Consider the following 23,440-nt stretch of genomic DNA (forward strand, 5'->3'; position numbering starts at 1 on the left):
TTTTAGTATAAGGGCGAACTGGCATTGGAATTTGCTTTTTAGAACTCTTAATGAAGATTTGTACAATTAATTGCTTGTCAACACTCTTTGATTGGGAACATGCATTAATTGGACTAAGCTTTATTTTAGAGTTCTTAAAGTAAATTCCCCTGTCCATGAGCTTTATACTAGAATATTAACATTCACTTAAAACATAGCTTTTTATTTTAATATAGCGCCTTCACTTGCTGAAGTTACTAACTTAGCATACCTTGCTAAATACCCTTCCTTAACTTTTGGTTCTAAAAGTTTTAAATTACTTCGTCTTTCTTTCAGAATCTCTTCACTAACATTTAATTCAAGTTTTGCATTGTTTATATCTATAGATATAATATCTCCATCTTCAACTAGTGCAATAACACCACCATCCGCGGCTTCTGGAGATACATGTCCTATTGCAGCTCCTCTTGTTGCACCACTAAATCTTCCATCAGTAATCAATGCAACTGATTTATCTAAACCCATTCCAGCTACTGCTGCTGTTGAAGAAAGCATTTCTCTCATTCCTGGTCCCCCTTTAGGACCCTCATATCTTATTACAATTACATCTCCTGGACTTATTTTTTTATTAAAAATTGATTCTATTGCATCTTCTTCACAGTTAAACACTCTTGCTGGACCTTGATGTTTTAACATTTCAGGAACTACAGCTGATTTTTTCACTACAGCACCATCTTTTGCTAGATTACCTCTAAGAATTGCAATTCCACCAGTATGACTATATGGATATTCTATAGATTTAATAACATCATTATTTTTAGCATGAATTTCTGATATATTAACTTTTTGTGTTTTTCCTGTCACTGTTATACAGTCTAAATTTAAAAGATTCTTCTTTGAAAGTTCAGACATTACAGCAGCAACTCCACCTGCTGCATATAATTCTTCAATAGCAGTATCTGATGCAGGTGATAACTTACACAAATTAGGTGTTTTTGATGATATCTCATTTATAATATCTAGATTCATTTCAACCTTAGCTTCATTAGATATTGCCGTTAAATGAAGTACACTATTTGTAGAACAGCCTAATGCCATATCAACAGTTAATGCATTTTTAATACTATTTTCATTAACTATATCCCTCGGTTTAATATCATTCTTTAATAATTCCATAACTTGCATCCCTGCTTTTTTAGCTAATCTAACCCTTTCAGAAAATACAGCAGGTATTGTCCCATTTCCTGGTAAAGCTATTCCTAATACTTCGCATAAACAGTTCATAGAATTTGCAGTAAACATTCCTGAACATGATCCACATGTTGGACATGCTTTTTCTTCTAATCTTTTTAGATATTTATCACTAATTGACCCATTCTCATAAGACCCTACAGCTTCAAACATAGTTGAAAGTGAAATTTGTTTATCATTAAATTTACCTGCAAGCATTGGACCTCCACTTATAACTATGGAAGGAATGTTTAATCTAAGTGCTGCCATCACCATACCAGGTACAATCTTATCGCAATTAGGTATAAATACTAAAGCGTCAAAAGCATGAGCCTTTACCATACATTCTGTTGAATCTGCTATGAGTTCTCTTGTAACTAAAGAATATTTCATTCCTTCATGTCCCATTGCTATACCATCACAAACCCCTATTGCTGGGAACACTAAAGGAGTTCCTCCTGACATTAAAATTCCCCTTTTAACACCTTCAACAATTTTATCTAAATTTATATGACCAGGAATAATATCATTTTGAGAAGTAACTATGCCTATTAAAGGTCTTTCTATTTCTTCATCTGTTAAGCCAGCTGCCTTTAATAATGATCTTTGTGGTGCTCTATTTGCCCCTTTTTTTATAACATCACTTTTCATATAAAGTTATTCCCCCTTTTTTAGTTTTTCACAAATCAGATTTCCTGCTTGAACTGTTCCTATTAACTTTTTACCATCCGTCATTATATCTCCAGTTCTATATCCTTCTTCTAGAATTGAAACAACAGCATTTTCAATAGCTTTAGCTTCTTTTTCTAATGAAAAGCTATGTCTAAGCATCATTGCAGCTGAAAGAATAGTTGCTAAAGGATTTGCTATTCCTTTTCCAGCTATATCAGGTGCACTTCCATGTATAGGTTCATACATTCCTAGTGTACCTTCTCCTAAAGATGCTGAAGGTAACATTCCAATAGATCCTGTAACCATACTAGCTTCATCAGATAAAATATCTCCAAATATATTAGAAGTAACTATTACATCAAATTGATTTGGATCTTTTACTATTTGCATTGCAGCATTATCTATATAAAGATGATTAACTTCTACTTCTTTATATTCATTAGCCATCTCATTAACAATACGTCTCCAAAGTCTTGAGGTTTCTAATATATTAGCTTTATCAACACTTGTAAGCTTTTTATTTCTTTTCATTGAGGTTTCAAAAGCAATTCTAACAATTCTAGTTATTTCATTTACATTGTATCTTTCTGTATCATACGCACTCTTTACTCCATCAACGATATCCAATCCTCTATCCCCAAAATAGATTCCTCCTGTTAACTCTCTAACTATACAAATATCTATTCCATTTTTAACAATTTCATCTTTAAGCGGAGATTCATTTTTTAATGGTTTATATAATACTGCCGGTCTTAAATTACAATATAAATTTAAAGCTCCTCTTAATCCTAACAATGCTTGTTCTGGTCTTATTTTAGCACTAGGATTATCCCACTTAGGTCCTCCAACTGCACCTAACAATACAGCATCACTTTTCTTACATCCTTCTAATGTCTTATTAGGAAGAGGCGTACCCTCTTCATCAATTGCACATCCCCCAGCTAATAAATACTCATAATTAAAAGTGTGTCCAAATCTTTCAGCTATTACATTTAATACTTTTACCGTTTCTGCAATCACTTCTGGTCCAATACCATCACCTGGTATTACAGCTATATTATATTTCATAGTATCCCCCCCTAATTATTTATCAACTTTATAGTATTTAAATAATATTCATATCAAATTATTTATTCCTTATTGCTTATTGTTCTATTTTTTATTGCTAATATAACCTATTAAACCATTGTTATTTATAATATTTTGCATAAATTCAGGGAATGGTTCAGCATAGTACTCCTTATTTTTAGTTAAGTTTTTAATAATTCCTGTTGAAAAATCAACTTCAAGTACATTTCCATCTTCTATGTTTTTTACAGCTTCGTCACATTCTAATATTGGCAAACCTATATTGATTGCATTCCTATAGAATATCCTTGCAAATGTTGACGCTATAACACAACTTATACCTGCTGCCTTAATAGCAATTGGTGCATGCTCTCTAGATGAACCACATCCAAAATTTTTATTAGCGACTATTATATCTCCTTCTTTTACCTTATTTATAAAATCCTTATCTATATCTTCCATACAATGTGCTGCAAGCTCTTTATGATCTGATGTATTTAAATATCTTGCTGGTATTATTACATCAGTATCTATATTATCTCCAAACTTGAATACTTTTCCTTTTATGCTCATTTTTAACCCCCCTAAACTAGTTCTGGATCAGTTATCTTACCTGTTAATGCAGATGCTGCTGCAACTGCTGGACTTGCAAGATATACCTCTGATTCAACATGTCCCATTCTTCCTACAAAGTTTCTATTAGTGGTGGATACTGCTTTTTCCCCTTTTGCTAATATCCCCATATGTCCACCTAGGCATGGACCACAAGTTGGAGTTGAAAAAACTGCTCCTGCTTCAACTAAGTCTTTAATTATACCTTCTTCTAATGCTTGCAAATATATTTTTTGAGTTCCTGGAATTACTATGCACCTAATTCCTTTCTTAACCTTTTTCCCTTTTAATATATCCCTAGCAATTCTTAAGTCTGATATTCTGCCATTTGTACAAGATCCAATTACAACTTGATCAATATATATCTCCCCAACGCTATCTATTTCTTTTGTGTTATCTGGTGAATGTGGAAACGAAATTGTTGGCCTTAACTTACTTAAGTCAATTTCAAATACTCCATCATATTCAGCATCTTCATCAGCTTCATAGCCCTTCCATTCTCTAGTAGTGTGTTCTTTTAGATATTCAATAGTTTTCTCATCTACCGGGAAAATCCCATTTTTCCCTCCAGCTTCAATAGCCATATTTGCTATAGTAAATCTATCATCCATAGTAAGATATTTTAAACCATCCCCAGTAAACTCCATGGATTTATATAAAGCTCCATCTACCCCAATCATACCTACTATATGTAAGATTATATCTTTACCACTTATCCACTTCGCGGGTTTATTCTTAAGGATAAATTTTAAAGCTGATGGTACTTTGAACCAAGCTTTCCCTGTTGCCATTCCTGCTGCCATATCAGTTGAACCAATACCAGTAGAAAATGCTCCTAATGCTCCATATGTGCATGTATGAGAATCTGCCCCAATAATAACATCACCAGCAACTGCTAAACCTTTTTCTGGTATTAAACAATGTTCTATTCCCATTTCTCCAACTTCAAAATAATTCTCTATTTCCATATCTTTAGAAAATTCTCTAATGTATTTAACTTGTTCTGCAGTCTTTATATCCTTATTAGGTGTAAAATGATCTGGGACTATTGCTATTTTACTTTTACTGAATACTTTATTTACTCCGAATTTTTTAAATTCATTCAAAGCTACTGGAGTAGTTATATCATTTCCTAATACCAAATCAAGATTTGCCTCTATTAGTTGTCCAGCTTTTACATTCTCAACTCCTGCATGTACTGCTAATATCTTTTGTGTCATTGTCATCCCCATTATTTAATCAGCCCCCTTATAAATACGTTTTTTATAATATTTTTACTATATTTTAAGTGAATGTTGATATTGTAGTACAAGGGCGAACTGGCATTGGAATTTGCTTTTTAGAACTCTTAAGTAAGAGTCAAAATTTTATATTTTGCCACTCGAACTTACTCAGCGAATGTACATGAGTCGAGTTTCATTTTAGTCTTACAATTAATTGCTTGTCATCAATCTTCGATTGGGAGCATGCATTAATTGGACTAAGCTTTATTTTAGAGTTCTTAAGTAAGAATCCAAATTTTATATTTGGTTCTTCGAACTTACTCCACGAATGTATATGAGTAGAGTTTCCTATTTCAATTCTGTCCATGAGCTTTATACTACAATATCAACACTGTTTTAAAACATAGCTAATATCTTAAATATTGGTTAATTAATAATCTTCTAGTGAATTTCTTATTGTTGAGTCTCCTCTTTGAAGTGCTGTAACCCCAGTTCTTACTATCTCTTCAATACCGTACTCTTCCATAAGTTTTATTAGTGCCGATACCTTACTTTCATCACCAGTTAATTCAATAGTTAATGTGTCTGTTGATAAATCTATTATTTTACACCTAAAAATCTTAGCTGTTTCATTTATTGCAGCTCTTTTTTCATCATTAGCTTTCACTTTAATGAGTACTAGTTCTCTGTAAACAGAATTATCAGGTATAAGATTTATAACTCTTATAACATCTTCTAACTTGTTCAACTGTTTTTTTACTTGTTCTAAAACATCATCATCACCTTTAAGTGTAATTGTCATCCTTGATATAGAAGGATTTTCAGTTCTACCAACTGTTAAACTATCGATGTTATAACCCCTTCTTGAAAATAAACCACAAACCCTACTCAATACCCCTGATGAATTTTTAACCAAAACGGATAATACATATTTCCCCATTTAAGCATCCCCCTTAAAATTTGTTAAAAAAAACCACTCTTAATGATATACATCATAAGAAGTGGGGTAAATTTCTGCTTATTAAATATCACTAGGTTCTAACAAACCCTTGCATATAACGGATGCACACCGGAATATCACTTACTCAATAACTATTTGTTATCTTTCTATGATTCTGCTCAGGAGTGATAATTATAAAGCTAAAGTATCGATTTGCACCAAACATCGATTCTCTAAAAACTTTATTGCCAAATAATTTTCTCCATCTTAGCATTTATTAATCAAGAACATATTAACTTTTGCTTTTCTAAAGTTTACTCTCATAACATTCCAAAGTCAACAATTAAAGGATATTTTTACAAATATTATATATTATTTAATGTATTCAAGTTTTATTTTGATATTTTATCAATTTAAACATGTTATTTTTAATAATATTTAATTTTTATTCTTATTATATTATCATCATTCCAGTTAATCAAGCTTTTTTTTGACATAATATTAATTAAATATGTTTTAAGATAATTATCTCTAATCTGGATCTCCATAAGCTTCTCTAACATCTATCATATCAACATCTGCTAAAACTACGTCTAAATTATAGCTATAAACATTAAAATTTATATCTTCCTTTAATAATTGGGTTATTATCTCCTCCTTATCTCTTTCAAAAACTAGTTCTTCTCTTAACTTTTCTATAAAGCTTTCAATACTATATACTTCACATCTTCCTTCTTCTACTCCTAATTGTGTACAAATATTTCTTCTTGGTTCTTCAGCACCTATTTCCGTAGGATCATTATAATCATTTTTTAATATTTCATGATCTATTTTCTTTTCATAATATACATTTATATATGCTTTTAGTAATTCTAAATCATTAAAACCTTTAGCATCTCCAGTTGGCATAACTAATAAATATTCATTAAAAGGTACTATACTCATCAAACTTTACTCTCCTCTCTGAAATAACTTTTATATCAAAATTATTTATCCCCTAGTTTTAGCTTTCCTATTCCTTAAAATAAAAAAATCCATTACTTGAACTATTAGTTTTACTATTCTCATAAAGTTATTCATAGATTTAGCTGTGTTATAAATTCCGAAAAAATAAAAAAAGCTATAGATTATAAAATTAAATAATTTTATAATCTATAGCTAAGTTAAGTGCTATTTATATTTTAGATAAAATTAAATTAGCTAAGCTGTGAGCCATTTCATCTATTTCCGCTTGATCCTCACCTTCTAGCATAACTCTTACTAAAGGTTCAGTTCCTGATGGTCTTATTAAAACTCTACCTACACCATCTAATTTATCTTCTATATCCTTAATAGCTTTTATTATTTCTTCATCTTCTAAATATATGTTTTTCTTATCATTTGGTACTGTTGCATTTACTAAAACTTGTGGTAATTCTTTCATTACAGAACATAATTCCGATAATTTTTGTCCTTTTTTCTTAACTATTGAAGCTATTTGAAGTGCTGTAACTAATCCATCACCTGTTGTATTATATTCTAAAAATATAACATGACCAGATTGTTCTCCACCTAGAACATAATTATCTTTAATCATTTCTTCTAGAACATATCTGTCTCCAACTTTAGTTTTTTCAAGCTTTATTCCTTGATTTTTACAAGCAATATCTAATCCTAAATTACTCATTACTGTTACAACTAAAGTATCATCCTTTAATTTTCCCATTTCCTTCAGGTAATTTGCACATAGCATTAATATGAAGTCTCCATTTATCAGTCTACCTTGTTCATCTACTGCTAAACATCTATCTGCATCTCCATCAAAAGCAAATCCTAAATCGCAACCTTTTTTAACTACATATTCCATAAGTTCTTCAGGATGTGTAGATCCACAATTTTGATTTATATTAGTGCCATCTGGATTATCATTAATTACAAAAACATCTGCACCTAAATCTCTGAATGCCTTTACTGCTGATTTATAAGACGCTCCATTAGCACAATCTAATGCTATTTTTAGTCCTTTTAAATTATAAGGAATAGTATTTTTAGTAAACTCTGTATAATCTTCTAATGCTGCTATTTCTACTGTTTCTTTACCTAAGTTTACTCCTGTTGGACTTGGTACTCCTTCAAAATCACTTTCAATTACTCTTTGAATTTCATCTTCTAATTCATCTGAAAGTTTATATCCTTTATCATTAAAAAATTTAATTCCATTATATTCTACTGGATTATGAGAAGCAGATATCATTACGCCTGCATCTGCACCGTATTTTCTTGTTAAATACGCAACTGCTGGTGTTGGAACCACACCTAGTATTACAGCTTCTGCTCCAACTGATAATATTCCAGCTACTAAAGCTGATTCTAACATATCTCCTGATATTCTTGTATCTTTAGCCACTAATATTTTAGGTTTATGTGCACCTTCTGTTAATACATATGCGCCTGCCCTTCCAAGGTTATAGGCTACTTGGGCTGTCAATTCTGTATTAGCAATTCCTCTAACCCCATCAGTTCCAAACATTCTATCCATCTTTTTACCTCACTTTTTTTATTATCTCATATAAATTCAATTACTATATTATTATGAAATAATAGTAAATTTGCTAAATATTTAGTTATAATGATAATTTTTTATTTTATTTCTTATAATAGTATAGTATTTTTTATTGATATTTACAACGTTTTAATACTTTTGTAATTATTTCTATATATATTATTTAAGAGAGATTAAATCTATAATACACAACAGTGGCTCCAATATTTTTATTCCTTTATTTTCTCTAATATCAATTTATATCCATCACTTCCATAGTTCAAACATCTATTAACTCTGCTTATAGTTGCCGTACTTGCACCTGTTTTTTCTGCAATATCTGTATATGTTTTTTTATTTTTAAGAAGCATTGCAACATGAAGTCTTTGTGCTAATGCTTTAACTTCATTTATCGTTGCTACATCTTCAAAAAATTTATAACATTCTTCTATATTCTCAAGTTGTAAAATCCCTTTAAAAAATAAGTCTACTTCTTCACTTTTAATCTTCGAATCAACGGAACTCATATCTTCACCTCATAATTAATTATTATCTTCTATATTATAACTTTACCTATTATTCTTTACAACTTTAATCTAAAAAAGTGCTAAACTTCTGTATTCATTTCTTTACTTGATTTAGTCATTGCGTTTAAACCCTTATTTCTTATATCCTCATATATACTTTTAGTTGGTATTAACCACACTTCTCCTGTACCTCTATATACATTAACCAATCCTTCTCCACTTGTTATTGATCCAGTAATAGATTTTGATGATTTTTCTACTGAAAAATCAATATTTCCAGTTCTTAAAATTGCAAAATTCCCATCTACCTTTAAAGTATCATCAATTAATATACATTTAAATATTTCATTTTCCGGAACCGGTATCTCTAATGCTACAATTCCATTACCATATATCCTTGTTTGATATAATCCATCATTGCCGAGCAAAGCCGAAGATATATTTCTTTGACCTGCAACACCTACCTCTACACCTTCTTCACAAGCACAAAAAAGTCCATCATCTACTATTATTTCATCATCTTCTAATTCGATTAATGCAAAATGTCCAAATGACGGTTCTAGAAATATTTCTCCTGTACCCTTATAAATACTTTTAAATACAGTCTCTCCTGTTAATTTACTTGTAAGTATTTTTTTACCTAAGCCTATAACCCCTCCTATTTTGCTTTTTATATCTATATCACCTTTCATATAACTTAAAGCTCCTGGTTCTAATTTTACCTCACTATTTTCAAGTATTATTCTTATTTGTTTTAATTTTATACCACTTTTATTCATTATATTTAATCCAAATGCAGTTTCAACATCTGTTGCACCATTTAAGGAACTATATTCTAGTATTTGAAATTTTGAGTCATTTTCCATCTCAGATAACATACTTAATTTATTAGTAAAATTTAATGAACTTCTCATAATCATACTCCTTACATCTTCAAAATATTTTTATAACTTAAACTACTTTGTATTATTTATCAATTAAAATCTCTAATTTCTTACTTTACAACCTTATATCATTACAATGTACATATTTTAAAATATATATTATCATGTTCTTTATATTTTAACTAACCTTATTAATAATTAAAATATATAAAGTTTATTTATTAATTAACTAGTACATTGGGAAATTTATGTAAAAATTTTATTATATATACACTTCTAACTAGATAGTGTTAATTAAAGATATAATTTTCTATAAAAATCATATAAAAAAATTATAAATATCTTGATTTAATTAGAATATATATAATTATTTATATACTTGTGTTACATTATATAACTCTTATCTTTTACTGGACAAATTATACATAAAATTAAAAAATCTAACATTATTAATAAATAAAATGTTAGATTTTTTTATTCACTATTACTAATTTTTCAACTTAAGTTCTTCAAATAAAGTAAAAATCCTTTTATTAAGTACAGGATGCATAAGGTATGGTGCTATTTCATTTAATGATTCTAATACAAATTCTCTTTCATGCATTCTTGGATGTGGAAGAATTATTTTTTCATTGGATGAAATTACATCATCATATATAAGTATATCTAAATCTATTGTTCTTGGGCCCCACTTTACTACCCTATTTCTCTTTAATTCTTGTTCAATTTTGAGTAATGATTCCATAAGTTCTTCCGGTTCTAGTGTTGTTTCTATTTCTATAACTGAATTTAAAAAATCTTCTTGTTCTAAATATCCCCATGGCTTTGTTATTATAAATGTTGATTGCTTTGTTATTAAAATATTTTTTTCTTTTGATATTTTATTTATCGCTTCATTTAAATTATTTTCTTTATCTCCAATATTAGATCCTAAACCTATATATACTTTGTGCCTTCTTCTTTCAATCATTATTTCAACAGTATCTAAATGCTTTTTAACTGGTGCCCAAGGTTTTTTTAAGAATACCTTAACTCCATTTATTATTTTATATTCATTAAGAATAAAATCAGCTAAATTTAAAGCTACAGTCTCTATAAGATCATAAGACTCTCTTAAAAATTCTTTTTCTATCTTTTCACATAACTCACCATAATGTACTGATTTTGTTAAATTTCTTGTTCTTCCTGCTACTTTTAAATCTAAATCAAGTTCTAAAGATAATATAAATTTTTGTCCTAGTCTTTTTTCCTCTTCAAAAACTCCGTGAAAACCAAAGAGCTCTAAATTTTTTATATACATTTTATCCAAAATTCATCCATCCTATCTTCTTACAATTGCATCAGTCATTTTTGCTGCTCTTGAGTTTTCTAATACATCATGAACCCTTACAAAATCACAAGCATCTTTCATTATTCCAATAACTGTTGTAGCTACCGTACCTTCTACCCTCTCTTCTACTGGCAAATCAAGAGTAAGTCCTATCATAGATTTTCTTGATGTACCTAATAGTATTGGATATCCTAATTCTTTAAATTTTTCTAAATTGTTCATAACTTCTATATTTTGCTCATAAGTTTTTGCAAATCCTATTCCTGGATCTAATATTATATTTTTATCTTTTACTCCAGCTTCCTTTGCTAGATTTATACTTTCCTTTAAATCATTTAATATATCTTGAATTAAATTCTTATAATCTTTATTATCTCTATTATGCATTAAGCAACAAGGCACATTATATTTTGCAGCAACTATTGCCATATCTTTATCTTTTTTAAAACCCCATACATCATTAATAAGATCTGCTCCAGCTTCTAATGCTTTTTCTGCTACCTTTGCCTTGTATGTATCTATAGATATTGGAATATTAAATTTTTCTCTTATAGCTTTTATTATTGGAATAACTCTATTTATTTCTTCATCTTCCTCTACAACTGTATGTCCTGGTCTTGTAGACTCCCCACCAATATCTATTATATCTGCACCATCTTCTATCATTTTTTTTACATGGTTTAATGCAACATCAATATTATTGAATTTTCCTCCATCTGAAAAAGAATCTGGAGTAAAATTTAATATCCCCATAATATATGTTTTTTCACCAATTTTAAACTCTTTATTTCCTATTTTCATTATGTATTAACCCCCTAATAATATATATTATTATTTCTCTTTTCTTCGCTCCAATTACACTCATTTATAGCATCACAAGTAATACACAATCTAGAAAGTTTATCTGCCTTATAAATAAGATTTGAAAATCCTTTACTTTCTTTATCTCTATGTCCTAGTATTCCAAGTTTTATAAGTTTAATTTCTTCTTCATTAAACTTATATTTTTCTAGAAAATACTTTCCAACATCCCAAGAAGCTATTTCATGAGGTGTACCGTTTTCATATTGAAATGATCTACCTATATCATGTAATATTGCAGTTGTATATATAATTTCCTTTGAAAACCCTAAATTTTTTTCTAAATTTATTTGCTCTGCAATTCTTGCTACATCTAAAAAATGTTCTAAATTATGTTTGCAGAATTGTCTAGTTATCTCATATTGTTTATTCCGTTTTAAATAATATATATATTTTTCATCATTTAAAATATTGTTTACTCTATTCATAGTTTTACCGTTACAAAAAATTTATAAAGCTTCATAATAACTATTTTTATTACTTGAATAATATTATTTATTTTCTTGTAACTTCCTCCTTTCTCTTATATTAGACCGTTATCATAATTAACAATATAATTTATATCTTCCCTCATAATCTCCTTAATAATTTTGCCATTATAAGATAAATTTATTTTTAATATATTCTATCTTTTATTCATTATATTATCTACGGTAATAAATTACATTTTTAACTTCATTATAATCTCTTAAGTGAGAGTCAAAAAGTGAGAATCCAAATTTTATATTTGGTCCTTCGAACTTTCACAGAGTGCATTTTATATTTGGTTCTTCAAACTTACTCCACGAATGTACATGAGTAGAGTTTCCTATTTCAATTCTGTCCATGAACTTTATCCGATAGCTAGCATCTGTAACTTCATAACAGCTGCACGCTCCTGGATAACAATTTCTAACTCTCAGTTGAAAGCAAGTTTCACTGAGACTAAGAACTTTATTTATACTATAATATCAACATGTACTTAAAACATAGTAAAATAAAAAGGATGTCTCAAAATGATTCTATTGAATCATTAAATGAGACACCCTTGCCTATTTTTTTCTAATATTCTTTAGCTTTCTCTTCTCCACTTAACACTCTTATAGCGCCTTGTGCTAATGCTAATAACTCATCTTCTCCTGGATAAACAGTAACAGGTGCTATCCATTCAACATTTGATTTTAAATCTGGAACTAATGTTGGTGAATATGCAATTCCGCCAGTAAGTATAATTTGGTCTACTTTACCATTTAATGCAGCTGACATTTCTCCAATACATTTTGTTATTTGATAAACAAATGCTTTATAAATTTTTTCACATTCTTTATCTCCAGCTTCCATTTTATCTATAACACCTTTAACATCGTTAGTGTTTAAATATCCAACAAATCCACCTTTTCCAACTACTTTAGTATATACTTCTGATTCATTGTATTTTCCGCTAAAGCACATTTTAATTAAATCACCTACTGGAACTGTTCCAGCTCTTTCTGGTGAAAATGGACCATCTCCATCTAATGCATTGTTAACATCTACAACTTTTCCATGTTTGTGAGCTCCAACTGAAACTCCTCCACCCATGTGAACAACTACAAGATTTAGATTTTCATATCCTTTTCCAGTTTCTTTTCCATATCTCTTAGCAACTGCTTTTTGATTTAATGCATGGAATTTACTCTTCTTTGGAAGTTCAGGAACTCCTGATAATCTAGCTACATCATCTAATTCATCAGTAACAACTGGATCTACTATAAATGATGGTATATTTAATTCATCTGCTATTGATTTAGCTATTATTCCACCAAGATTTGAAGCATGTGGTCCTTGAACACCTATCTTTAAATCTTCTACCATAGCATCATTAACAGAATAAGTTCCGCCTTCTACTGGTTTAAGCATTCCACCTCTACCAACAACTGCACTTAAAGTTTTTATATCAAAATTCTTTTCATTAAGAACTTTTAATATTACTTCTTTTCTAAATTCAAATTGACCATATATTGTATCATATCTCTTTATTTCTTCATTTGTGTGTCTTAATGTTTCTTCAAATAATTCTTTTTCATCCTCATAAACACCAATTTTTGTTGATGTTGAACCTGGATTAATAATTAATAATTTGTATGCCATTATACTTTCCCCCAAACGATATTTATTTCTATTAAGCATTTTCAGCAACTAAAGCTGCTAATGCTATAGAATGTACTTTTGTTTCAAAACTATCAGCTCTTGATGTTAATATAACTGGTGCTGATGTTCCCACTAATAAACCACCATTTTTACTCTTTGATGTGTAAGTTAAACATTTATACATTACATTACCAGTCTCAATATTAGGTAGTAATATAATATCAGCTAATCCTGCTACTGGTCCTGTTATTCCCTTATGATGTGCTGCTTCTAATGATAATGCATTATCTAAAGCTAAAGGCCCATCAACTATACATCCTTTTATTTGCCCTCTATTATTCATTGTTGTAAGTAATGAAGCATCTATTGTTGCTGGCATATCCGGATTAACAACCTCAACTGCACAAACTGGTGCAACTTTTGGAATTTCTATTCCACATGCATGAGCTACTGTTACAGCATTATTTAATATTTGAATTTTAGCTTTTAAATCTGGGTAAGTATTAAATGCTGCGTCTGTTAAAAATATTAATCTATCAATTCCTTCAACTTCAAATACTGCTACATGAGACATTACTTTTCCAGTTCTAAGACCTACTTCTTTATTAAGAACACTTCTTAAAAAAGTAGCAGTATCTACTAAACCTTTCATAACCATATCAGCTCTTCCACTTGATACTAATTGAACTGCAAATAAAGCTGCTTTTTTAGTATCTGGTTCATGGATTATTTCAAATTGTGTTAAATCCATTTTTATTTTTTCTGCTATTGTTCTTATTTTTTCTTGGTCACCAACTAAAATTGCATCAGCTATACCTTTTGCCTTAGCTTCCATTACTGCTTCTAATACTGGTTCATCTTGTGCTACTGCAACTGATAACTTTTTCTTCTTTGCTGCTTTTAATTTAGATAATAAATCATCAAAGTTTTTACTCATAGTATATGCACCTCTTTATTCTATAATAAATTCGATATATTTATATTAATTTTTAATATTATTAATCTTGTATTAATTAACTTTTTATCCTTATATTTATTGTAACAAAAAAAAAATTAAAATGCTATTTTTTAGAATATTGAGACTATTCAATTATTATCTAAATTCACTTATTATACTTTCTGCAACTTTAATTCCATCAACAGCTGATGATATTATTCCACCTGCAAATCCAGCACCTTCTCCTGTTGGATATATGCCTGAAACAGTTACACTTTTTAAACTTTTATCTCTATGTATTCTAACTGGAGCCGATGTTCTTGTTTCTATACCTGTTAATACAGCATCTTCTCTTCCATAACCACTTATTTTGTTTGAAAAATCTTTAATCCCTTCTTTCAATCCTTCAACAACATAACTAGGTAAACAATTTTTTAATTCTCTAAATTCATATCCTGGTGAATAACTTGGTTTAACTTCACCTAATTTAGTACTTGGTCTATCATTCATAAAATCCCCTAAAAGTTGTATTGGGGCTTTATAATCTCCACCACCTAAATCAAATGCTAATTTTTCATAATGTCTTTGAAATTCCATTCCTCTTAAAGGTGAATCGCCCTTAAAATCTTCTGGTGAAACTGTTACAACTAACGCTGAATTAGCATTTTCTAAATCTCTTGCATGATAACTCATTCCATTAGATACTAATCTTCCCTCTTCAGATGCTGACGCAACTACTGTTCCTCCTGGACACATACAAAAAGAATATACTCCTCTTTTTAATTTTTCACTTTGATACGTTAACCTGTATTCTGCTGATTTTAATCTTGGATGATTATGAAATTTACCATATTGGCTTATATTTATTAGTTCTTGCGGATGTTCTATTCTAACACCTATTGCAAAAGCTTTAGCTTCTATTGAAATTCCTTGGTTATATAACATTTCATATGTATCTCTCGAACTGTGTCCTATAGCTAATACTAATATTTCACATTGTATTTCTTTTCCGTTCACTATTATGCTTTTTAATATGTTATTTTCATATTTTATATCTTCTAATTTGGAATTAAAATGAACCTCCCCTCCAAGTTTTATTATCTCTTCTCTTATATTTTTAACAACATTCTTTAAAATATCAGTTCCAACATGTGGTTTATTTAAATATTTAATTTCTGATGGTGCTCCTGCTTTTATAAATTCATCTAAAATATAACCACATCTATTATCTTTAATTCTTGTTGTTAATTTTCCATCTGAAAATGTTCCTGCTCCACCTTCTCCAAATTGAACGTTTGATTCCGTGTTTAATTTTCCACTTTCCCAAAATTTATTAACTGTTTTTGATCTATTATCTACATCTTCTCCACGTTCAAATATAATAGGTTTGTATCCATTTCTAGCTAATGTTAATGCTGCAAAAATACCTGCAGGACCAAAACCAACAATAACAGGTCTATTATTAAGTTTTTTATCTCCTCTTTTAAGTTCTAATTTAATTGAATCTTTTTGAAATTTAACATCTTTATCTTTTATATTAGAAAGTATTTTTTTTTCCTTATTACATTTAATATCTACACAATAATTAAATTTTATTTCATTTTTTTTTCTTGCATCTAAACTTTCTTTTATTATATTAAATTCTTTTATATCCTCTTTAGATATCTTTAACTTTTTGCATATTTTATCTTTTAAAATATCTAATCCATCATCTATATTTAAATTTAAATTGTTTATTCTTATACTCATAAAATTATCACCTATATTCCTTCATATAATTATTTTAAGTACTTAGTTAGTATAATTATAAGTTTAAACGATTATATCATAAAACGACCACAGTTTAAACTGTGGCCATTTTATACTTTCTTTTTAATAGATACATTCACTTCATTAACTGATGCTATAGAAATATTTGGACTCTCTCCATTCAAAGTAACAGTAGGTGTGTATTTAAAAACACCTTCTTGGGATATATTAGATAAATCTACTACTACCTTAATATTATTTGAGGAATATGCATTTAAATCAGATTGAGTTCCGGAAATAGTTACATTTACATTTTCTGATTTAGATTCAAGTGTAAATTCTTTATTTAAGTTAATATATTCAACATTACATGATACTTCTTTTGTTGTAGATAAATCTTTACTTACTTTATTTACTTTAATTTTTACATTTATATTTTCTTCTTTGGGTTGTACTGTTATGCCTTGTGGTAAATTCAGCTTTACATTTACTTCTGAATCTCCAGTAATATTGCTTAAATTAATTTCTTCTGTATCAATCGAAGAAAGATCTTTTAAAACGGTATTATCTCCTGTTATATGGACTTCTTTTAAACTTGATTCCATACTAGCTATTGATAATCCATCACTTAAATTTCCTGTAGTTTTTATATTAATAGGAACCACCTTTTCATTACTAACTTTAATTGATAATTCTGCTTCATTATAATTTGATGTAATTCCTGTAACTTCTTTACCACTATCATCTAGAAATTTTATATTGTATTTTTTTTGTATATCTTTATCTATTCCTTTTAAGTCTCCCATCAGTACACCTTGATTAACTTTATTAACTGCACTCTCTGGTCCTGATATAGTTACTTTTTGAGGAGATATAGTTTGGTCCTTTTTATATATATTTTCATTAAACGAAAGACTGACTTTTGATTTTAAGGCAACTTCTTTCGATATAAACTGTTCTAAATTTATTTTTAATCCCAAAAAACCGTTATTTTTTATATTAATATTGTCAGGATAACTTATAACTTGAATAGGAACTAAATTTTCTCCACTTTTTAGTGCATATGCTCCCATATCAGCTACCAATTTAAAAGATTCTGGATTAACTTTATATAAATCACTTGAAGCACCCTCTAATCTTAAATCTACAGTAAATTTTTGATCAGGTACAATCGCTAAATTAGCATCTGAAATGCTACTTTGATTTATTAATTCTACCGGTATCCCCTTTACTTCATAAGTTCTTACTGGATTCTCTACATTTGATATATAAAGCCATAAGCCAAAAGATAAACATATACACAAAAACTTAACTACTAACGTTTGATTTTTATTCCTTTTAACCATGACTTCACCCTCTCCCCAGCACTTTTAACATTCTTTTTGCTTCTATTTTCAATTATATTTAATAGTACTTTTCTTAATTTTTCTTTATCATACCCTCTTCTTAACTTACCATTTATAGCTAACGAAACTACACCTGTTTCTTCAGATACAATAATTATTAATGAATCAGAAACCTCTGAAAGACCTATGGCAGCTCTATGCCTAGTTCCTAATTTTTTATTAATTGTATTATTACTTGTTAATGGAAGAACACATCCTGATGCTGCTATTCTACTATTTCTTATGATTGTAGCTCCATCATGTAACGGTGTGTTTACTACAAATATATTTTCTAAAAGATTAGATGTTACATTTGCATCTAATATTGTTCCTGATGCAATTAAATCTCCAAGTCCTGTTTTTTGTTCTATTACAATTAATGCACCGGTTTTAGTTTCTGCTAAATTCTCAACAGCATTTACAATCTCATTAATTACAATATCTCTAGTTTCTTTATCATCTATATAATGTATATCTTCAAAAGCTGATCTACCAATATGTTCTAAAGCTCTTCTTATTTCAGGTTGAAAAATTATGATTACAGATAATACTCCAATTGTTAATGTTTTGTTTAAAATAAAATATAACATATCTAATTTTAATAAATAACTAATAGGAATAAGAACAATAATTAATACTATTCCTTTTAATAACTGTTCAGCTCTTGTTTCTTTTATAAGCATATATCCCTTATAAAATATAAATGATACTACAAGAATATCTAATATTGACCATAAAGACATAGTACTTATATTTTTCATTATTAGTGATATAAATTCTTCCACTGCCATCACCTCGCTTATTTGTCTATATAAAATTATACACTAAACATTATCCTGTTTATATATAGAGAGAATTACTATTTTATTAAAAATTCCTTATTTTTATAATAATTTTTTACTCTACTTAATATAAGTAATATTAAGTAACTAAAATTATTCTATTAAATAATGCGGAGGGATTTATGTTTAATATACCTATAAATAAAAAATCATTAAAAATTTTAATTACAATAACTATTTCTATAATTTTTCTAATAGTATTATTCACTTTATTTTTAAAAAATAAAGACTTAAATAAACTCAATCAAGTGTCTAAAAATATAGTACATTTAAATTCTTCTTTAAAATCTAAAGAAAAAGATGGTACTTTTCATTCTTCATCAGCTTGCAAATTATTGGACTCTAATAAATCTTCATTAAATAAATCTATTGTTAATTTAAGTACTTTAAAATTAAATGATAGAAATTTAGAAACATTAAAAGATCAACTTTATGATTATTCTCAATTAAACTTAAAATTATATAATTCTAGTTTAGCCATTTTAAACAATAGGAATGCTGAAAATTTTGAAAAATTATATGAAGATTTAATAAAGAGTGAAAAAGATGTTTTACTCGCTACAGATAATCTATCAAAAAAAGGATTAGTTATTTCATTTCCTAAAGAAGCAAATATATTTTTTTCAAATATAAATAGATATGTTAACCAAGTTTATAAAAGTAATAGAGAAAAGGATATTTACGATGAACAAAAGCGTGATTTTATTTATAATATGAATCACATCCTTAATAATTTTACAAGTTTACAAGATGATTTCAGACCAGCTATATCTAAAATACGAGAGGATAATAGAGATTTATCTATATTACTTTGTGATATTAACAATAAACGTTCTTCTTTTAATGATATCAAAAATAAATCTTATTCTATTTCTATACCAATTGGTGCTGATAAATGTTATGAATCATTAGAAGAAATGCTAAATTCATTTGAATCATATATAAATTCTTTAGAAAATAATATAAAAACTGAAATTAATTTACCTTCTAATAAAAAAGAAAATGTTGAAAGCTTATATGAAGATACAGCCAATAAATATTCAACTTTTTTAGAATATCTTGATGCTTTCAAAAACTCAATATCCTCATATAAAAACTAAATTGTGCATATAAGTATCTTTTTTGGCAATAATACTATTGGATTGAATCATGCCAAAGGAGGATTTTTCATGAAAAAAACGTATAGCATTTTCATAATATTTTTAGTGCTATATCTTTCCGTTATAAATACTACTGCTTATGCACAAGTATTAGGTAAAAGTTTTTATAATAATATTCTTGTTAAGAAGACAATTAATGAAATTTATTTAAATACTATACAATATCAAATACAATTTAATAAAGAAAATGAACATACTCAAGATGAACCTATTATAGAAGTATTTAGTCATGACACTCATAAACTCTATATAACGGAAGATGATATTGAATTGATGGCTAGACTAGTCTGTGCTGAAAGTATTGGTGAACCATATGCTGGGAAAATTGCTGTAGCATCAGTTGTTTTAAACCGTGCTATAAGCCCTAAATTCCCAAATACAATAAGAGATGTAATTTTACAAAAAAATGCATTTTCTTGTGTTAAAAATGGTAATATACAAGCTACTCCAAATCAATCATGTTATGATGCAGTTTATGATGCCATAAAAGGGTCTGACCCTACAAATGAAGCATTATTCTTTTATAATCCAAGTACTGCAACATGTAGTTGGATGCGTCAAACAGAAAAACAAGATATTACTACTATAGGGCATCATACATTCTTCAAAATAAAATCTTAATTAAACTTATAAAAGTACCCTCTCAAAATATTTATTTGAGAGGGTACTTTTATATTCTTTATCTTATTATTCTATAATACTCATATTATTATACAAATGTTATTCTAAAACATAACTTATTTTAAAGATTATTAATCTCTATTGTTCAAAAGTCCCTTTAATTTTTACATTTCCATTTTCTATCATTTTATTTCCATTAGCAAATACAGTTTCTATATTTAATGTATTTTCATCTACTATAACTAAATCTGCATCTTTGCCTGCATTTATTCTACCCTTATTATTTAACTTTAATATATCTGCAACATTTGATGTTATAACCCTTATAGCATCCTCTATAGGAATCTTATGTTTTATTATACTCTCTTTAACTTCTCTATATAGAGATTCTACGGTACAAATTCCAAGTCCTATTAACTCTTTTTCCTTATTAAATTTAGGCATACTTCCATTTCCATCTGATGTAAATGTTATATTAGATATTGGTAATCCTGAATCTAAAAACTCCTTTAATCCATCTGCCGCCCTTAATTCACCATTTTCCATAAACTCTAGATCACAGCTTGTAGTTAGATCTATAAATCCACCTCTTTTTGCATATTCCAATCCCTCTTTAAATAGTTCTATATTTCTATTTATATGAGTCGGAAATAATTGAGATGATGGTATTTCTGTATTTTCTAATATTCTAAATAAATAATCTAGCCTTCTTCTACCATCTCCAACATGTATGTTTACCACTCCAGACTTACTGGATAACATACCACCAACTCTTGCTTCAGCAACTAATTCAACAAAATTTTCATATGTTGGCTGTGAACTCCTGTTATCAGATATTGCTATTTCTCCAACGCCTATAATTTCTTGAACTAGCATTATATCCTCTTTAATAAATCCTGTTAAGGTCCTAACTGGCACATCATATGACCCAGTGTAACAGTAAGCTGATATTCCTTCCTCATTTAATGATTTAACCTTAGCTATTAAAGATTTAATATCTCTACAAACTCCATCAGTTCCTATACATCCAATAACTGTAGTAACTCCATATCTAGTTAATTGTGAAAGTTGAATTTCTGGTGTCCTTGTTTTGTATCCACCTTCTCCCCCACCTCCAAGTATATGAACATGAGAATCTATAAATCCAGGAAATGCGATCTTACCACTTCCATCAATAACATTTGTATCAATAAAATCATTTGGAATATTTAATTTATCATATACTCCTTCTATCTTTCCACCAGCCAATACAATATCTCTTATCCCAATATATTCGGGAGAATATACTTTAATATTTTTAATTATTGATATCAAATTATCACATCCTAGTTATTATTTTAGAGTTCTTTAGTAAATTTTCCTGTGCATGGGTTTTATACTAAAATATAAATATTCACTCAAAATATAGATATTACTTTAGTTTTCCTTAATTATTTAGGATACTTATGATGTTTTGATTAAAATAAATAGAGTTTGGAAATTTATCTTTTAATTTATTTGCATAATATAAACTTTTTTCTTTATTAGTTTCCTTAGTTAACATTGCTACATTATATAATGCATTATCAGCATATTCACCATTAGGATATTTATTATAATATTCATCATACATTTTAATCGCTTCTTCATTATTTTTAACATTTTCTAATGTAACAGCTCTATAAAATATTATATGTTCTTTCAAATAACTCTCTTCACAATATTTATATGCCTTTTGAAATTCTATATTTGCATTTTCATAATTTTTTAAGTTAAATTCATTCATAGCTTTTTCATAAAAGTTTTCTACACCTGTAGTTTTTAATATATTAATTGCATTTCTATATGTTCCCTTATCATTATTTTCAATATCATTTTCATTTACATTGTCTAATTCCGAATAAATAGTATCTAAATCATTTTTATCTAATGCTTCTTTTAATTTATTAATATTAATAGATTTTTTCTTTGTTACATCACTTACATTCTCGTCTTTCTCTTCCTTTATAGTTTCTTCTTCATTATTATCTTTTGTATTTTCTAAAGTATTATTCGGTAATGCCTCAATTGAAGGATTATTAATTTCTTTGTTAATAGTTGAAGCTTTATAAAAAGTATATGTAATTGTGATTACTGTTAATAATATAACTAATGATATTATAGAAATCCATAATTTCCGATTTGTACCTTTATATGCTTTAACCTCTATTAGTTCTTTTCTGATTTGATTAGCTATTTTAGATTTTTTATCTAAACTAAGAGCTTTTTCCATATGATTTATACACTTAATAAAATCACCTTTTTTTTGGTAACACAATGCCAATGCTGTATTTACCTTTATAGAATTAAAATCACTTTCTAAGCATTGTTGAAATATGTTTATTGCATCATCTATATTTAAATCTTTTAACTTTTTTTCTCCTAATAAATACAATTCACTTCTACGTTTATCTTCTTGTGTATCTCTTAAATAGGTTTTAGCCATACCATCATCATTAAAATCTTTGTTTATTTTCCAAACTGTAATTGCTCCATCTAAGCTTCCTTTTTGATATAATAAAATCCCTTTTAAATTTAATATTGAAGAATTTTTCAAACTATATGATAAAGCCTCTTCACATACTTCTAATGCTTTATTTATTTCTCCCGTTTGATAATATCTTATAGCTTTATCATAAAGCCTCTTACACTTCTTATCCATCCATTTACCCCCGTTATATTAGTTTTTTCTATGTAAAATATATTTAATGCTAATCATAAGAATATTATAATAACAAAAAATGTAATAATATCTTTATTATATTAACATAG

General features: G+C 28.1%; 21 protein-coding genes. 2 read left to right on the plus strand and 19 right to left on the minus strand.

Annotated elements, in window-relative coordinates; translation table 11 throughout:
- Positions 1-201: 201 nt before the first annotated feature.
- The 17 genes from ilvD to cdaA all read right to left on the minus strand — a co-directional run bounded on the left by ilvD (position 202) and on the right by cdaA (position 18,812).
- Positions 202-1,860 (minus strand): dihydroxy-acid dehydratase, encoded by a 1,659-nt coding sequence (gene ilvD / locus ACYUET_RS12870; RefSeq protein ID WP_460280206.1) that lies wholly within the window; start codon positions 1,858-1,860, stop codon positions 202-204.
- Between the two features lie 6 nt (positions 1,861-1,866).
- Positions 1,867-2,949 (minus strand): 3-isopropylmalate dehydrogenase, encoded by a 1,083-nt coding sequence (gene leuB / locus ACYUET_RS12875; RefSeq protein WP_460280208.1) that lies wholly within the window; start codon positions 2,947-2,949, stop codon positions 1,867-1,869.
- An 84-nt stretch (positions 2,950-3,033) separates the two neighbouring features.
- Complete coding sequence (leuD, locus tag ACYUET_RS12880) at positions 3,034-3,522, minus strand: 3-isopropylmalate dehydratase small subunit (RefSeq protein WP_460280210.1); 489 nt, start codon at positions 3,520-3,522, stop codon at positions 3,034-3,036.
- Positions 3,523-3,533: 11 nt separating this feature from the next.
- Positions 3,534-4,793, minus strand: coding sequence for a 3-isopropylmalate dehydratase large subunit (leuC, locus tag ACYUET_RS12885; RefSeq protein WP_460280212.1), 1,260 nt, complete (start codon positions 4,791-4,793; stop codon positions 3,534-3,536).
- Between the two features lie 421 nt (positions 4,794-5,214).
- On the minus strand, positions 5,215-5,724 hold the full coding sequence (ilvN, locus tag ACYUET_RS12890) for an acetolactate synthase small subunit (RefSeq protein WP_460280214.1): 510 nt from the start codon (positions 5,722-5,724) through the stop codon (positions 5,215-5,217).
- A gap of 531 nt (positions 5,725-6,255) precedes the next feature.
- Positions 6,256-6,669 (minus strand): hypothetical protein, encoded by a 414-nt coding sequence (locus ACYUET_RS12895; protein ID WP_460280216.1) that lies wholly within the window; start codon positions 6,667-6,669, stop codon positions 6,256-6,258.
- 229 nt (positions 6,670-6,898) lie between these two features.
- A complete protein-coding gene (glmM, locus tag ACYUET_RS12900) occupies positions 6,899-8,242 on the minus strand; it encodes a phosphoglucosamine mutase (RefSeq protein WP_460280218.1) in 1,344 nt (447 codons plus the stop codon).
- Between the two features lie 233 nt (positions 8,243-8,475).
- Positions 8,476-8,772 (minus strand): YerC/YecD family TrpR-related protein, encoded by a 297-nt coding sequence (locus tag ACYUET_RS12905; RefSeq protein WP_460280220.1) that lies wholly within the window; start codon positions 8,770-8,772, stop codon positions 8,476-8,478.
- Between the two features lie 80 nt (positions 8,773-8,852).
- Positions 8,853-9,686 (minus strand): AIM24 family protein, encoded by an 834-nt coding sequence (locus ACYUET_RS12910; protein WP_460280222.1) that lies wholly within the window; start codon positions 9,684-9,686, stop codon positions 8,853-8,855.
- A gap of 457 nt (positions 9,687-10,143) precedes the next feature.
- Entirely contained in the window at positions 10,144-10,965 is an 822-nt protein-coding gene (gene folK, locus ACYUET_RS12915) for a 2-amino-4-hydroxy-6-hydroxymethyldihydropteridine diphosphokinase (protein WP_460280224.1), read from the minus strand.
- A 12-nt stretch (positions 10,966-10,977) separates the two neighbouring features.
- On the minus strand, positions 10,978-11,787 hold the full coding sequence (gene folP / locus ACYUET_RS12920; RefSeq protein WP_460280226.1) for a dihydropteroate synthase: 810 nt from the start codon (positions 11,785-11,787) through the stop codon (positions 10,978-10,980).
- A 14-nt stretch (positions 11,788-11,801) separates the two neighbouring features.
- Positions 11,802-12,275: an HD domain-containing protein gene (locus ACYUET_RS12925; protein WP_460280228.1), complete on the minus strand. Its 474-nt coding sequence runs from the start codon at positions 12,273-12,275 to the stop codon at positions 11,802-11,804.
- 613 nt (positions 12,276-12,888) lie between these two features.
- Positions 12,889-13,956 (minus strand): butyrate kinase, encoded by a 1,068-nt coding sequence (gene buk, locus ACYUET_RS12930; protein WP_460280230.1) that lies wholly within the window; start codon positions 13,954-13,956, stop codon positions 12,889-12,891.
- Between the two features lie 31 nt (positions 13,957-13,987).
- The gene (gene ptb / locus ACYUET_RS12935) at positions 13,988-14,893 is read right to left on the minus strand and encodes a phosphate butyryltransferase (protein ID WP_460280233.1); all 906 of its coding nucleotides are present in this window, start codon (positions 14,891-14,893) and stop codon (positions 13,988-13,990) included.
- A gap of 156 nt (positions 14,894-15,049) precedes the next feature.
- Complete coding sequence (locus ACYUET_RS12940; RefSeq protein ID WP_460280235.1) at positions 15,050-16,642, minus strand: NAD(P)/FAD-dependent oxidoreductase; 1,593 nt, start codon at positions 16,640-16,642, stop codon at positions 15,050-15,052.
- A gap of 110 nt (positions 16,643-16,752) precedes the next feature.
- Positions 16,753-17,988 carry a CdaR family protein gene (locus tag ACYUET_RS12945; RefSeq protein ID WP_460280237.1) on the minus strand — a complete coding sequence of 412 codons (1,236 nt, stop codon included), beginning with the start codon at positions 17,986-17,988 and terminating at the stop codon, positions 16,753-16,755.
- A complete protein-coding gene (gene cdaA / locus ACYUET_RS12950) occupies positions 17,958-18,812 on the minus strand; it encodes a diadenylate cyclase CdaA (RefSeq protein ID WP_460280239.1) in 855 nt (284 codons plus the stop codon). The genes ACYUET_RS12945 and cdaA overlap by 31 nt, the downstream gene beginning before the upstream one ends.
- Before the next feature lie 179 nt (positions 18,813-18,991).
- Between cdaA and ACYUET_RS12955 the strand changes: the two genes are divergently transcribed.
- Positions 18,992-19,969, plus strand: a complete 978-nt coding sequence (locus ACYUET_RS12955; RefSeq protein ID WP_460280241.1) for a hypothetical protein — start codon at positions 18,992-18,994, stop codon at positions 19,967-19,969.
- A gap of 69 nt (positions 19,970-20,038) precedes the next feature.
- The gene (locus ACYUET_RS12960) at positions 20,039-20,650 is read left to right on the plus strand and encodes a cell wall hydrolase (RefSeq protein WP_460280243.1); all 612 of its coding nucleotides are present in this window, start codon (positions 20,039-20,041) and stop codon (positions 20,648-20,650) included.
- A gap of 138 nt (positions 20,651-20,788) precedes the next feature.
- Here the strand turns inward: ACYUET_RS12960 and iadA are convergent, their stop codons facing one another.
- Together iadA and ACYUET_RS12970 are read right to left on the minus strand one after the other, a co-directional pair.
- Entirely contained in the window at positions 20,789-21,964 is a 1,176-nt protein-coding gene (gene iadA, locus ACYUET_RS12965) for a beta-aspartyl-peptidase (RefSeq protein ID WP_460280245.1), read from the minus strand.
- Positions 21,965-22,076: 112 nt separating this feature from the next.
- Positions 22,077-23,330 carry a tetratricopeptide repeat protein gene (locus ACYUET_RS12970; protein WP_460280247.1) on the minus strand — a complete coding sequence of 418 codons (1,254 nt, stop codon included), beginning with the start codon at positions 23,328-23,330 and terminating at the stop codon, positions 22,077-22,079.
- Positions 23,331-23,440: the final 110 nt, after the last annotated feature.

It is taken from the genome of Clostridium sp. CTA-5 (assembly GCF_054768135.1).

Bases quoted from the DNA above. Each gene is read 5' to 3' on its own strand.
- leuC (WP_460280212.1), bottom strand. From the start codon at position 4,793: ATGGGGATGACAATGACACAAAAGATATTAGCAGTACATGCAGGAGTT.
- ACYUET_RS12940 (WP_460280235.1), bottom strand. From the start codon at position 16,642: ATGAGTATAAGAATAAACAATTTAAATTTAAATATAGATGATGGATTA.
- ilvD (WP_460280206.1), bottom strand. From the start codon at position 1,860: ATGAAAAGTGATGTTATAAAAAAAGGGGCAAATAGAGCACCACAAAGA.
- ACYUET_RS12960 (WP_460280243.1), top strand. From the start codon at position 20,039: ATGAAAAAAACGTATAGCATTTTCATAATATTTTTAGTGCTATATCTT.
- glmM (WP_460280218.1), bottom strand. From the start codon at position 8,242: ATGGATAGAATGTTTGGAACTGATGGGGTTAGAGGAATTGCTAATACA.
- folP (WP_460280226.1), bottom strand. From the start codon at position 11,787: ATGAAAATAGGAAATAAAGAGTTTAAAATTGGTGAAAAAACATATATT.
- ACYUET_RS12910 (WP_460280222.1), bottom strand. From the start codon at position 9,686: ATGAGAAGTTCATTAAATTTTACTAATAAATTAAGTATGTTATCTGAG.
- ACYUET_RS12905 (WP_460280220.1), bottom strand. From the start codon at position 8,772: ATGAGTTCCGTTGATTCGAAGATTAAAAGTGAAGAAGTAGACTTATTT.
- buk (WP_460280230.1), bottom strand. From the start codon at position 13,956: ATGGCATACAAATTATTAATTATTAATCCAGGTTCAACATCAACAAAA.
- leuD (WP_460280210.1), bottom strand. From the start codon at position 3,522: ATGAGCATAAAAGGAAAAGTATTCAAGTTTGGAGATAATATAGATACT.
- ptb (WP_460280233.1), bottom strand. From the start codon at position 14,893: ATGAGTAAAAACTTTGATGATTTATTATCTAAATTAAAAGCAGCAAAG.
- ACYUET_RS12955 (WP_460280241.1), top strand. From the start codon at position 18,992: ATGTTTAATATACCTATAAATAAAAAATCATTAAAAATTTTAATTACA.
- ACYUET_RS12895 (WP_460280216.1), bottom strand. From the start codon at position 6,669: ATGAGTATAGTACCTTTTAATGAATATTTATTAGTTATGCCAACTGGA.
- leuB (WP_460280208.1), bottom strand. From the start codon at position 2,949: ATGAAATATAATATAGCTGTAATACCAGGTGATGGTATTGGACCAGAA.
- ACYUET_RS12925 (WP_460280228.1), bottom strand. From the start codon at position 12,275: ATGAATAGAGTAAACAATATTTTAAATGATGAAAAATATATATATTAT.
- ACYUET_RS12945 (WP_460280237.1), bottom strand. From the start codon at position 17,988: ATGGTTAAAAGGAATAAAAATCAAACGTTAGTAGTTAAGTTTTTGTGT.
- ilvN (WP_460280214.1), bottom strand. From the start codon at position 5,724: ATGGGGAAATATGTATTATCCGTTTTGGTTAAAAATTCATCAGGGGTA.
- ACYUET_RS12970 (WP_460280247.1), bottom strand. From the start codon at position 23,330: ATGGATAAGAAGTGTAAGAGGCTTTATGATAAAGCTATAAGATATTAT.